Source organism: Flavobacterium sp. U410 (assembly GCF_053570605.1).
In genome coordinates, this window is the sequence record NZ_JBSEFI010000003.1 from 56,451 (window position 1) to 69,882 (window position 13,432).

Genomic DNA, 13,432 nt, shown 5'->3' on the forward strand with positions numbered 1-13,432 from the left:
ACATTTTTTATTATAAGTTGAGAGATTTTATATTATTCGAATAAAACAGCACCAGAAATAGCAACTTCGCTCCAAGTTTTGCTAACTCCATCAGCACCTTTGTGCAAGTCGAAACATGCTTTATTGATAGATTCAACAGCTGCTTGAGCTCCAAAATCTTCTAAATTAATTACACCTTCTACAGTGAATTTTTTGTTTTCGAAAGCTGAAGTAACATCAATCGATTTAGTAACACCGTTTAATGTTAAAGTTAAAACTGTTTTTCCTTCTTTAAAGTTGATTACTCCACCAATTAATTCAGTATCTTTTAATGCGCTAAAGAAGAATTGTTTTAATTTTTCGTCTCTTTCAGGATTGTTGGTAAATACACTACTTACCGGAATTGAAAAACTAGCACCTTCTAAAACAGCTTCAGGTGTTTCACCTTCTTTAGTGTTTTTTAATTCAATTTGAGTAAAACTACCACCTACCGCTACTTTATCAGTAGTTTTATAAGCAGTCCAGTTTACTTTAGTAGAATCTGAAACTATTTTTAAACCTACTACTTCAGGAGTTGTTTCTTCCACAGGAGTTTCTGTTTTTTCTTCTTTTTTACAACTAGTTGCTAATAAAGCTATAGCAAAAGCAAATACTGCGATTTTTTTCATAAGATTAGTTTTTAAAATTTTCACTCAAAGGTAAAGAGATTTTAACAGTTTAACAATTGTCAATAGTTAAAGAATGCTTAAGATTATAATTTTTGTTGCAGATCTTTTTCAACTTTTGAATTGGTTTTAAGACCTCGTTTTTTAAGTAAAGGTTCTACACTAGGTTCAGTTCCTCTAAAACGTTTGTAAAGTTCCATTGGATCTTCGGTTCCTCCTTTTTCTAAAATATTTTTTCTAAACGAAAGTGCCTTTTCCTGATTGAATAAAGAAGTGCTTTTGAATGCATCAAAAGCATCCGTGTCTAAAACGCCCGACCAAATATAACTGTAATATCCTGCAGAATATCCGCCGGCAAAAATATGATTGAAATACGTGCTTCGGTAACGAGAAATAATAGAAGAAGGTAAACCAATCTTAGCCATCGATTGTTTTTCAAAGGTTTTAGCGTCTGTTGTGATGTTCTCTTTTTGGGTATGATAATCCAAATCTAAAAGTGATGCCGCCAAATATTCGGTAGTAGCAAAACCTTGATTGAAAGTTCCGGCTTTTTGCATTTTTTCGATTAATTCCGTAGGAATGACCGCTCCGGTTTTATAATGTTTAGCAAATAGTTGTAATACTTCCGGTTCTGAAGCCCAATTTTCCATGATTTGAGAAGGAAGTTCAACGAAATCTCTTGGTACATTGGTTCCGGCTAAACTTTTATAAGTAACATTAGAAAGCAAACCATGTAAAGCGTGACCAAATTCATGAAAAAAGGTGTTAACTTCATCAAATGTCAATAAAGCAGGTGTGTTTTCTGTTGGTTTCGTAAAATTGCAAACAATAGAAATAATCGGAATTTGTCGTTCGTTATTTACTGTTTTTTGGCTTCGGTAAGAAGTCATCCAAGCACCGCCTCTTTTAGAAGCTCTCGGGTGAAAATCCATATATAGAATTCCTAAAGTGCTTCCGTCAGTATCGTGTACTTTCCAAACGGTTACATCTTCATGATATTTTGGTACATCTTGAAGTTCGGTGAATTGCAAACCGTATAAGTTTTGGGTTACCCCAAAAACACCTTCGCGAACTTGACTTAAACTGAAATAAGGTTTCGTTTCTTGTTCGTCTAAATCAAAGCGTTCTTTTCGAATTTTTTCGGTATAGTAACGCCAGTCATAGGGTTGAACATCACCTTTAATTCCGTCTTTTTGCATCATGACTTTAATATCGGCTTCTTCTTTTTGAGCCATTTCTAAAGCCGGTGTCCACAAATCCAATAATAATTTACGAGCTGTTTCCGGATTTTTTGCCATCGATTTCTCCAAAACATAATCGGCATGTGTTTTATAACCTAATAATTGAGCACGTTCGCGACGTAAATTGGCAAGATCAATCGCTATTTTTTGATTATTGAATTCGTTAGTGTGATTTGCTCTACTTTGATACGCTTCCCAAATTTCTTTTCGAAGTTTTCTGTTGTCAGCATATTGTAAAAACGGCATTACACTAGAATTGGATAAAGTAAAAATCCATTTTCCTTCTTTACCATGAGCTTTAGCGTCGGTGACTGCACTAGCTATTAATTCATTGGGTAAACCGGCTAAATCTTTAGCGTTTGAAATTATTAATTCATACGAGTTGGTTTCCGCTAGTACATTTTGACCATATTTTAACGTCAAAACAGCAATTTCAGAGTTTATGGCACGCAATCTTCCTTTTTGACTTTCGTCCAAATTAGCGCCACTGCGAACAAATGCCTTATATGTGTTCTCTAGAAGTTTAGTTTGTTCAATATTGAGGTTAAGTGATTCTTTTTGGTTCCAAATCGTTTCAATTCTTTCAAATAATTTTTCGTTTAAGTAAATATTATCATGATGGGAAGCCAAATTTGGTGCGACATCTTTTGTTATTTTTTGCAATTCATCGTTAGTATTGGCGCTATTTAAATTGTTGAGTACTATTGTAACTCGATTTAAAATTTCGCCCGAATTTTCCATAGCTAGAATGGTGTTTTCAAAGGTAGGAAAGGCGGAATTATTAGCGATTGTAATAATTTCTGATTCGTGCTCCTGGATTCCTTGCTCAATAGCAGGTTGAAAGTGTTCGTTTTTAATTTCGTTAAAAGGCGGCACTCCATAAGGTGTTGTGTATTTTGATAAAAACGGATTTTTAGATTCTTGAGCATTCATAGTCAAAACAGAAAATAAAGTGATGATAGTTATTTTGGTAATTTTCACGAAATGAAATTTTTTATAAAAGTAATTCTTTTGCAGAAAACGTAAAAGAATTATAACATGGAATACATTATAAATTAGATTATCTTTGCGCCTTTAAATTTGAGAAACTTTTAACTTTTAGACTTTTAACTTTAGATTGATACAATGATTACAGTTAACGATATTGCCGTTGAGTTTGGTGGAACAACTTTGTTTAGCGAAGTAACTTTTGCGATTAATGAAAACGATAAAATTGCCCTAATGGGTAAAAATGGAGCCGGAAAATCGACACTATTAAAAATTGTTGCAGGAGCAAATAAACCTACTCGAGGTGTTGTTTCGGCGCCAAAAGAAGCTGTAATTGCTTATTTACCACAGCATTTGCTAACTGAAGATAAACTGACTGTTTTTGAAGAAACGGCTAAAGCTTTTGAAGAAATTTTCAAGATGAAAGCTGAAATAGATAACATCAATGAACAATTAACGATTCGTACCGATTATGAAAGTGACGAATACATGAAGTTAATCGAATGCGTTTCTGAACTTTCTGAGAAATTTTATGCTATTGAAGAAGTCAATTATGAAGCAGAAGTTGAAAAAGTATTAAAAGGTTTAGGTTTTGAACGTGAAGATTTTAATCGTAAAACTTCTGAATTTTCCGGTGGATGGAGAATGCGTATCGAATTGGCTAAAATTCTTTTGAAAAAGCCTGATTTAATTCTTTTGGATGAGCCAACAAATCACTTGGATATGGATAGTATTCAGTGGTTAGAAGATTTCTTGGTTAACCAAGCCAAAGCCGTAATGGTGATTTCGCACGATAGAGCTTTTGTTGATAACATTACAAACAGAACGATTGAAGTTACTATGGGACGAATTTATGACTATAGAGCTAAATATTCGGATTATTTGGTTTTACGTCAGGATAGAAGAATTCACCAACAAAAAGCATACGACGAGCAACAGAAGTTTATTGCCGAAAATCAAGCTTTTATTGAACGTTTCAGAGGAACTTTTTCTAAGACAGAGCAAGTGCAATCGCGCGTTCGTATGTTAGAAAAATTGGTTTTAGTTGAAGTTGATGAAGTAGATACATCGGCATTGCGTTTGAAGTTTCCGCCGTCACCACGTAGTGGACAATATCCTGTTGTGGTGGAAGATTTGACAAAATCTTATGGAGATCACGTAGTTTTCAATAATGCAAATATGGTTATTGAGCGTGGTCACAAAGTAGCTTTCGTAGGTAAAAATGGTGAAGGTAAATCGACTATGATTAAAGCCATTATGGGCGAAATTCAGCATGATAGCGGAAAAATGGAAGTGGGACACAATGCGCAAATTGGATATTTTGCCCAAAATCAAGCAGCGTTATTAGATGGCGAATTGACTGTTTTTGAAACCATTGACCGAATTGCAGTAGGAGATATTCGTTCGAAGATCAAAGATATGTTGGGAGCATTTATGTTTGGAGGTGACGATATTCAAAAGAAAGTAAAAGTGCTTTCCGGAGGAGAAAGAACGCGTTTAGCCATGATTAAATTACTGTTAGAACCGGTTAACGTTTTGATTCTGGATGAGCCAACAAACCATTTGGACATGAAAACCAAAGATATTATTAAGGATGCTTTAAGAGATTTTGACGGAACTTTGATTTTAGTGTCTCACGATCGTGATTTCTTAGATGGTTTGGTGACCAAAGTTTTTGAGTTTGGAAATAAACGTGTTAGAGAACATTTTGAAGACATAAAAGGTTTCTTAGAGTTTAAAAAAATGGAAAATTTAAAAGAAATAGAAAAGTAAATAATCATATATTGAACGGTTAAGTTTACGTTTTTTTAAGTATTGTTAAAGTAATTATTTACAAGTTTATAATTTTGCTGTATAATATTTAATTTTACGTTAAATATTATAAAAAAGTTGATAAAAGTCATTTAAAAAAAGACTTTTTAGCAGTACTTTTGTGCAAAATTTTGATATATGAATTATAAAAAATTACTGCTATTAATCACCTTTATTTCTTACAGTATTTATGCCCAAGTAGGTATAGGTACGACAAGTCCAAACTCATCTTCAATTTTAGATGTTTATAGTTCTAATAAAGGAATGTTGTTACCTAGGGTAAAACTAAACAGTACTACTGACGTGTCAACTGTAGCAAGTCCGGCTACAAGTTTATTGGTTTATAATACCAACACCTTTTCCGATGTTACACCAGGATATTATTATTGGGACGGAAGTAAATGGGTTAGATTAGCTTCTGGAGCGGTTGCAAGTAGTGGAAATTCATGGAATTTAGATGGAAATTTATTACCTGATAATACTAAATTTTTAGGATCAACAAATTATTATCCATTAAATTTTAAAGTAAATTCGACTAATATAGGTCGTCTGTATCCTAATGGAGGGTTTTATTTTGGAATGAGTGCGCAGGCAAATGAAAATCGTTCTTTTGCTTTTGGACAATCAGCAGATGCCTCTAATCAACCCGATGCTTTTGCTATAGGAGGAAGTACAAATGCTTCTGGTTATCGCTCGGCAGCTATAGGTTATGGAGCGAGTGCCTCACAAACAGAATCTTTTTCAGTAGGTTTTAATGCTACAGCTTCCGGATATCGATCTATGGCTTTTGGAAATAGTGCTTTATCTTCCCAAAATGACGCTATTGCGTTGGGATATAATACCAGAGCGACAGGTCTTTCTGCTACCGCATTAGGTTATCAGGCCAATGCTTCCGGACAGAATTCAACGGCTATAGGTTATAATGCTTCAACATCTCAAGCTAATGCTATTGTACTGGGAGATTATACAAATACTAATAATAAAGTAGGTATAGGAACCAATGTGCCTGATGAGCGTTTACACATAAATGGTAGTATTAAAATTCAAGATGGGACTCAAGGTGCTGGAAAAGTATTAGTAAGTGATGCTAACGGAAAAGGATCATGGGGCGATTTAGATGCTTTAAAAGCTTATGGTGAGGTTTACATGACTAATAATGCTACATTGTCTTCTGGAGCAATAAATCTTAATGTAAATGGAGTAAGTCAGAATGTGAATTTAACTTCAGGATCTATAGCAATATTAAGAACCGGATTATATAGGGTTACCTATACAGTTACTATTTCAAAAAGTACAGGATCAGCAATTACACCTTATTTTTATTTAGGAGTGTATAGTACTCCAATTCCTGGGACTAGAACCTATTGTACGGTTTCCAATGGAGATACTCAGACTGTATCTATGTCAAAGCTTGTGAATTTGAATGCATATGAAAGAGTAATTTTATTTTCAAGTATGTCAGATAATAATACAAGCGTAGTAGGAGGAGCAACTACTTTAAATGTAGAATTAATTCGATGAGAATGAAATAATAGATATATGAATTTATCAAAAGAGAAGGCTAACCCTAAAAGTTAGTCTTTTCTTTTTTATATAGAAGTAATAAAAATCTGAATATAATTTTAAAATACTGGTTATTCACTTATTTTTGTTTGTAAAAGCATTAACAATGAAAAGAGATAAGAGTAAAAAATGTTTTCTGTTTCTTTGTGTTTTAAACATCTATTTTTCATATTCTCAACAAGGAGTGTTTTCGCTATCAGACGATTATATCGTTAAAAAATACTCACAACGTTGGGAATTGGATAGCATCGACCAACATGGAACTTTCCGATTAATGGCCTATAAACCTACGTATTTGGCTCCTGCACGGTGGTCTTCAAATCCTAATGACAAACCCTATAGCGAGAATCCGAATTATTCAGTAGCAGAAGCCAAACCATATAACAATATTGAAACTAAATTTCAACTGAGTTTTAAAACAAAAATAGTTCAAGGTCTTTTCAATAGAAAAGGCGATATTTGGTTAGGATATACCCAAAAGGCGCATTGGCAGGTTTTTAATGTTAAGTTATCTAGGGTTTTTCGGGAATTGAATTATGAACCTGAAGTGATTTTTATGTATCCTATTTCTTTTTCTTTTTGGAAAGGAAAATTCAAAGCGGCAGGGATCTCTTTAAATCATCAATCTAATGGAAAAGACTTGCCCACATCAAGAAGTTGGAATCGAATTATTTTTTATTTAGGTTATGAAAACGGCAATTGGTTGGTTACGCTACGTCCTTGGTTACGCTTAAAGGACGATGAAGATGAAAATCCATATATCACAAAGTATATCGGAAATGGAGAAATCAATGCTTCTTATACTTACAATCGACATCAGTTTTATACGATAGTAACACATCCGTTTAATCATTTAAAATATGGAAGTATTCAGTTAAATTATGTGTTTCCGTTGAAGGGACATTTGCGAGGACACGTTCAGCTTTTTGAAGGTTATGGCGAAACCATGATAGATTATAATCACCGTCAAACTACTTTAGGAATCGGAGTTTCTTTCTCAGACTGGTAGTTTTAAAGCATAAAAAACTCCATAAATTTTTATGGAGTTCATATTTTATCTTAATCTCTTTCCGGGCGTTTGTGTTCTTCAGCAGGTAAATTATTTGAAGTTCTGATTTCAGTTTCCAATTTTTTGAAATAATCTACTAAAGTAGTTTTCTGAGCTTCAGTCAAAGCAGCATTTTTGTGAATAATCAAATAACTTTCTAAAGGCATCGCACCTTTTTCAACTAACTCAGCCGATTCTTCTAATTTATGAGCTTGTCTTCTGGCTTCATACCTTCCAAAAGTAGAAAAGTTAAGTTCTTCGCGACCTTCGTCAATATGATCTTTCAAAAACCATCCGGCCGGCTGCACATAAGAATACCAAGGATAAACCGTTTGGTTAGAATGACAATCGTAACAAGATGTTTTCAAAATAGCTGCGACTTCCGATGGTGGATTTTTAATTTTTATGAAATCCTGGCTTTCATCAAAAGTGGGATTGGTTTTGTCTATTTGAAAGAATTGAAGGATAACTAAAATGATAACGATGGCTAAAAAGACTTTTTTCATAATAGATAACTTAAAGATTAAGCTTAAAGATACTAATTTTTGTAAAAGAAAAATGATAGATATAAAAATTAAGTAATCTTTAAGATTCCTTCCATTTGTCCAATCCAAAAGCTGATGTTTTGATCTCTTCAAGCCATTGTAAACCAAATTCTTTTTTCAGTTCGTCGAAAACCGTTTTGTTTTTTGTTTCATATTCTTCAAAATTTGCAAGTGCAAGGCAACCAAAATCGTGATAATGAATATGATATTTTTTCTCAAAAGCATTATCTTTTTGAGTGTAAGTCGAAGCAATTCCTCCCATCACGTAAATTGTTTTTATAGGCTTTTTAGGCTCGTTATTTTTATCTTGAGCGTTAATCGAAAAACTAATTAAGAGTAACAAAAAAGCGATTATTTTTTTCATCTTTAGCGTAATAAAACCCGCGTAAAATGTGAACACTTTACGCAAGTATAGTTTAAAATCTTAATTGACAGCATTGACCAATCGTATAAATTCTGCTTTGTAGCCTTCTGTATCATTCGATTTTCCTTGTGAAGCCAATGTTTTAATGTCGTCGCCAGCTGTTTTGCTGATTAATTTGGAATCACGTAATTTTAATCCAAACCAAGCAACTGCCGAACTGAATTTAAAATCATCAGAAGCTTTGGTCAATTCGATGGTTTGATCTTTTATGGTTTCCACAATTTCGATACTTTTTTCGCCATCTGGTTTTTTGTAGCGAAATTTAATTGTAGCCAATTCGTCAGAATAATTCTGAGTCGGACTAACATTGGAATATTTCAATCCGTCTACTTCTTTCAAATAATTACTTTTCACGCCCACAGGAATGATTTCATATAAAGCAGTAACGGTGTGACCGCTTCCTAATTCGCCAGCGTCAATAGCATCATTTTTAAAATCTTCCGGACGCAATTTTCGGTTTTCGTAACCAATTAAACGATAGCTTTGCACGTGTTTCGGATTGAATTCAATTTGAATTTTAACGTCTTTGGCAATGGCAAACATACTTCCTTTAAATTCTTTACCTAAAAAACGATTGGCTTCCTGAATGTTATCGATATACGCGTAGTTTCCGTTTCCTTTATCGGCTAAAGTTTCCATTTTGCTGTCCTTGTAATTGCCCATTCCGAAACCTAAACAGGTTAAAAACACACCGCTTTTTCGCTTTTCTTCAATTAAACGTTGCATGTTATTATCAGACGAAGCGCCCACATTGAAATCGCCATCAGTGGCCAAAATAACTCGGTTGTTTCCGTTTTTGATGAAGTTTTCTTGTGCAATTTTATAAGCCAATTCAATTCCGGCTCCGCCAGCCGTACTTCCGCCAGCTTGCAATTGGTCCAAAGCATTAATGATTGTTTCTTTTTTATTTCCCGATGTTGGCGGTAAAACCAAACCTGCCGCTCCGGCATACACCACAATGGCAACTTTGTCGTCTTTTCGCAATTGGTTGACCAAAACTTTCATCGATTCTTTTAATAAAGGCAATTTGTTCGTTGAATTCATAGAACCCGAAACATCAATTAAGAAAACAAAATTGGAATTCGGTAAGTCGTCGGTTGGAATTTCTTTTCCTTGTAAACCGATTTTTAACAATTTGTGATTTTCGTTCCAAGGGCAATCACTGTATTCGGTATGAATAGCAAACGGCTGATTGTTTTTAGGTTGCGAATAGTTGTATTTGAAAAAGTTGACCATTTCTTCCACACGAACGGCGTCTTTCGGAACTTTTTGTCCGTTGTTGATGAAACGACGAATATTGGTATACGAAGCATTGTCCACATCAATCGAAAAAGTAGAAAGTGGCGATTGTTTTGGACTCTCAAATTCGTTTTCAACTAAAGTTCCGTAATCTTCATTGTCGTTAGACGAAACAGCATTGGCATTGTCGTAAATAGGCTTGTGTTGCATTTGAATTCCTTGGGCATATACTTTTACCGCATCATATTGCGGAGACGATATAGCTTTTACAGTCATTTCGGAACTTTCCTTTTTTCTCTTTATCGATGTGGCACCAACCATTTCAACCGATTCTAATAGAAGGCTTTTTAACGTGACATTGATAACATTGGCTTTGCCTACTTTTCTTGTTTCATGCATGCCAACATACGAGAATTCTAAGATGTCACCTTCCTTAGCTTTAATAGCATATTTTCCATCAAAATCGGTTGTGGTTCCTTTTTTAGTTCCTTTGACGATAACAGAAGCACCGGCTATAGGACCTAATTCGTCTGAAACGATTCCGGTAATTGTTTTTTCTTCATTTTTAATGGTAAATGAATGTTTTAAGGGAGTAAAGCTTAAGAAAAGTATAAGCATAGCAATCCCTGATGAAAAGATTTTTACATTTTTCATGACGTATAGTTTTTAAATTAAACTTGATGTTATTTAGTTTTCAATTTGAGTTAAACGGATAACTGCGACTGAAAACTATTTCTTAGGTTTTCCGTTTTTAGTGGTGATGATGATAACGCCTTTTTCACCTTTTTTTCCATATAATTTGGTAGCATCGTCTCCTTTATAAATCGTAGTGGAAGTGATATCTTGTTCGGTTAAAGGAGAATATGGACTTGTAGGATTGGGACCAAAAACTTCCTGTTCGCTATATTCCACGCCGTTAATAATATAAAGTGGTTCCGCCAGTAGAACAATAGAATCGAGTTCTGTAGCATTCATTTTTGATAATTCTTTTTCAGATATTTTCTGTCCGTCGAGCAAAACTAAAGGTGCTAATTTTTTGGATTGCAAACTTTCTTCTTCGGCGATTTTATCATAATTGGCGGTAGTTTGAGTTCTCTTTTTGGCAGAAGTTGTTTCCATTAAGCTCATTTTTGTAGCTACAGAAATTTTCTCAGAAGAAACCGAAGGTTGCTTTACTTCGTCATCATATAAAGCCGGTGTTGAAATTTCTATTTTTTCGGAATTAATTTCTGCTTTTTTATGTTCTTCTAAGGCTACAGCATTTGGTTTCAACTGGATTTGCTCTTGAATCATTGCAGGTGCTTCCGTTTTTATAGCTGGATTTACAGGTTGCATAGGCTCAGCTTTTTCATTGGTCACAACGGCACTTTCTTCTATTATTGTTTTAACTTTTACAGTATCTTGAAGTACAATAGTTTGTTCCTCTGTTGGTAAAGATTCATTAGGTTGGTAAAAATGATAGGCAATTGTGCCCACAAGAACGACAGAAGCTGCAATGGCTACTTTTTTCCATCGGGAAGTTTCTTTTTGGGAAACATTAGCTTCCAATTTATCTTCTACACGGTTCCATACACTTTCTAGGTTAGGGAAGTCGGGTGTTTCTCCTTTTTGAGCAGCCGATTTAATTTTGTTATATAGTTTATCTTCTGTTTTCATTTTACTTTGCTTTTTGATAATAGTAGGTTGTTATCAATTCTTTTAATTTGCTTTTAGCAGCGTTCAATTGTGATTTTGAAGTTCCTTCGGAAATTTGAAGTTGGGCTGCGATTTCTTTGTGACTGTAGCCTTCAATGACAAATAAACTGAATATAGTTTTGCAGCCTTCCGGAAGATAGTGTACCAAATTGAGTAAATCTTCTTCCTCTAAATCGGTGACTTCTTCTACTAAGGGTTGATCGCTGTAAGCCACGTCCTCTAAATACAAATTGAAGTTGAGGTTTTTCTTCAATTGCAATAAACATTGATTTACCGTAATTTTTCGTGCCCAAGCTTCAAAGGCGAAGTTTTCTTTTAACTGTTCTAATTTTGTAAAAATGATATAAAAAGAATCGGCTAAAACTTCTTCAATTTCTTCTTCCTTTTTTAAGTAGCGTTTACACAAATAGTAAAGTTTAGGAGCCATGAGCTCGTATAACTTCCGCTGTGCATCGCGTTGCTGTTTTCTACAGGCCTGTATGATTTTTTCGTCCATCACAAGTATCGCTTTTTTATATAGAGTGTAAAAAAGAAGAAAAGGTTGGGAGCAAAGTGAAATTTTTTAAAGATAAAAAAATCCTCAACTGAAATTCAATTGAGGATTCATTTGTTTTATTATTGTAACTATTCTTTAAATACCATATCGATACACATAACGGCAGCAATAATCAAGTGTCGAACGGGATCATTTTCAGGAACGCTATTCCCGATTTCAATTACATAGTTGTCAGCACTGGTAAAAAATTCTTTTCCTATTCCAGCCCATTTTTTAGAAACATGCGCAATTTCAGTATTGTTTCGGTCTAAAAATTGAAAATCCCAACCTGTCCATTTTCCTTTTAATGTACACAAAGGGTGATCGTTTTTATCAAAAACTTCAAATTTTCCACCAAATGAGAAGAATTTTTGTTTAAAAACACCTAAAAGGCGTTGGTTTCCGTCTAAAACTTCTACATCTGATCGAAACCATGTTACGCCACGTTTTACAATCATTAATGGCTTTTGTTGTTCGTCTTTTATTTCAATTTCAAAAGGAGTCATTCGTTTATAATCGGTAAAACGGAATAATTTAGTGAAGAATCCTAAATTAGGTTCACGACAAGTCATTACCATTTTTCCATTTTCTAAATCAAAAATATCAAAGTTATTTGATGCTTTGAACATTCCGATGTGTTCTTTAACCAGAAATAAATTCTTGTTTAATACTGATGTTGTTTCCAATTTTTTGTACTTTTAGATTTGTCGTAAAAATAGAAATTAAACTTAATTTTCTGAAAAAAGTTAGTCATGAAAAACATTCCTATAGAAACTTTAAAAATAACCAAGTATGTTCAATTAGCAAAAGTTCCGACTTTTATAGATGTTAAGACATCGGAAAAGAAGAAAGAAAAAGAACTTCAAAAAGTAAGAGAAAAGTTGAGTAAGTTACAAGATAAGATGTATGCTCATAATAAATATGGCGTTTTAGTTTGTTTGCAAGGAATGGATACTGCCGGAAAAGACAGTTTGATTCGTGAAGTTTTTAAAGAATTCAATGCTCGTGGTGTTGTAGTGTATAGTTTTAAAACGCCTAATTCAAGCGAATTGGAACACGATTATCTTTGGCGGCATTATTTGGCGCTGCCCGAAAAAGGAAAATTTTCTGTTTTTAACCGAACGCATTACGAAAATGTTTTGGTTACTCGTGTGCATCCTGAATATATTTTAAATGAACATATACCAGGAATAGAAACAGTAAATGATATTACACCTGAATTTTGGGAGGACCGATTTGAAAGTATCAATCATTTTGAAAAGCACATCACTAGTAATGGTGTTATTGTTCTAAAATTCTTTTTACACTTAAGCAAAGAAGAACAGCGCCAACGTTTGTTGCGACGTTTGGAAAAAGAAGAACATAATTGGAAATTTTCACCCGGAGATCTAAAAGAGCGTGAGTTATGGGACGAATACCAAAAATATTATGAAGAAGCCATCAATAAAACGTCAAAGGCGCATGCTCCTTGGTATATTGTTCCGGCAGATAACAAAGAAACCTGTCGCTATCTAGTAGCCAAAACTATTTTAGAAGAGTTGGAAAAATACACAGACATTAAAGAACCGGAATTAGAGCAAGAAATAAAAGACAACATTAAATTTTATTATAACAAGCTGGCTTCGGAAGAATAAATAAAAGTTAATATTTCTCAAACCCGACAAGATTGAAATTCCTGTCGGGTTTTATTGTGTATATT

General features: G+C 33.9%; 12 protein-coding genes. 4 read left to right on the plus strand and 8 right to left on the minus strand.

The annotated features are described in order from the left end of the window. Nucleotides 1–32: 32 nt before the first annotated feature. Both ACUSJC_RS03160 and ACUSJC_RS03165 read right to left on the minus strand, forming a co-directional pair. The gene (locus ACUSJC_RS03160; RefSeq protein ID WP_449268101.1) at nucleotides 33–647 is read right to left on the minus strand and encodes a YceI family protein; all 615 of its coding nucleotides are present in this window, start codon (nucleotides 645–647) and stop codon (nucleotides 33–35) included. 83 nt (nucleotides 648–730) lie between these two features. After that, the gene (locus tag ACUSJC_RS03165) at nucleotides 731–2,866 is read right to left on the minus strand and encodes a M3 family metallopeptidase (protein WP_449268102.1); all 2,136 of its coding nucleotides are present in this window, start codon (nucleotides 2,864–2,866) and stop codon (nucleotides 731–733) included. 144 nt (nucleotides 2,867–3,010) lie between these two features. Here ACUSJC_RS03165 and ACUSJC_RS03170 point away from each other — a divergent pair, with 144 nt between their 5' ends. The 3 genes from ACUSJC_RS03170 (at nucleotide 3,011) to ACUSJC_RS03180 (ending at nucleotide 7,256) form a co-directional block, all read left to right on the plus strand. Then, on the plus strand, nucleotides 3,011–4,645 hold the full coding sequence (locus tag ACUSJC_RS03170; RefSeq protein ID WP_449268103.1) for an ABC-F family ATP-binding cassette domain-containing protein: 1,635 nt from the start codon (nucleotides 3,011–3,013) through the stop codon (nucleotides 4,643–4,645). A gap of 177 nt (nucleotides 4,646–4,822) precedes the next feature. Beyond that, entirely contained in the window at nucleotides 4,823–6,205 is a 1,383-nt protein-coding gene (locus ACUSJC_RS03175; protein WP_449268104.1) for a hypothetical protein, read from the plus strand. 148 nt (nucleotides 6,206–6,353) lie between these two features. Further along, the gene (locus ACUSJC_RS03180) at nucleotides 6,354–7,256 is read left to right on the plus strand and encodes a phospholipase A (protein ID WP_449268105.1); all 903 of its coding nucleotides are present in this window, start codon (nucleotides 6,354–6,356) and stop codon (nucleotides 7,254–7,256) included. A 50-nt stretch (nucleotides 7,257–7,306) separates the two neighbouring features. Here ACUSJC_RS03180 and ACUSJC_RS03185 read toward each other — a convergent pair whose 3' ends face one another. The 6 genes from ACUSJC_RS03185 to ACUSJC_RS03210 form a co-directional block, all read right to left on the minus strand. Then, a complete protein-coding gene (locus ACUSJC_RS03185; protein ID WP_449268106.1) occupies nucleotides 7,307–7,801 on the minus strand; it encodes a heme-binding domain-containing protein in 495 nt (164 codons plus the stop codon). A gap of 79 nt (nucleotides 7,802–7,880) precedes the next feature. Next, nucleotides 7,881–8,204 (minus strand): FEKKY domain-containing protein, encoded by a 324-nt coding sequence (locus ACUSJC_RS03190; protein WP_449268107.1) that lies wholly within the window; start codon nucleotides 8,202–8,204, stop codon nucleotides 7,881–7,883. 60 nt (nucleotides 8,205–8,264) lie between these two features. Further along, complete coding sequence (locus ACUSJC_RS03195) at nucleotides 8,265–10,157, minus strand: YfbK domain-containing protein (protein ID WP_449268108.1); 1,893 nt, start codon at nucleotides 10,155–10,157, stop codon at nucleotides 8,265–8,267. Between the two features lie 75 nt (nucleotides 10,158–10,232). Next, nucleotides 10,233–11,159, minus strand: coding sequence for a hypothetical protein (locus ACUSJC_RS03200; protein WP_449268109.1), 927 nt, complete (start codon nucleotides 11,157–11,159; stop codon nucleotides 10,233–10,235). Between the two features lies 1 nt (nucleotide 11,160). Beyond that, a complete protein-coding gene (locus ACUSJC_RS03205) occupies nucleotides 11,161–11,694 on the minus strand; it encodes an RNA polymerase sigma factor (RefSeq protein ID WP_449268110.1) in 534 nt (177 codons plus the stop codon). A gap of 128 nt (nucleotides 11,695–11,822) precedes the next feature. Further along, nucleotides 11,823–12,419: a phospholipid scramblase-related protein gene (locus tag ACUSJC_RS03210; protein ID WP_449268111.1), complete on the minus strand. Its 597-nt coding sequence runs from the start codon at nucleotides 12,417–12,419 to the stop codon at nucleotides 11,823–11,825. A gap of 66 nt (nucleotides 12,420–12,485) precedes the next feature. On the opposite strand from ACUSJC_RS03210, the gene ACUSJC_RS03215 reads away from it, so the two are divergent. After that, a complete protein-coding gene (locus ACUSJC_RS03215) occupies nucleotides 12,486–13,367 on the plus strand; it encodes a PPK2 family polyphosphate kinase (protein WP_449268112.1) in 882 nt (293 codons plus the stop codon). Nucleotides 13,368–13,432 lie beyond the last annotated feature (65 nt).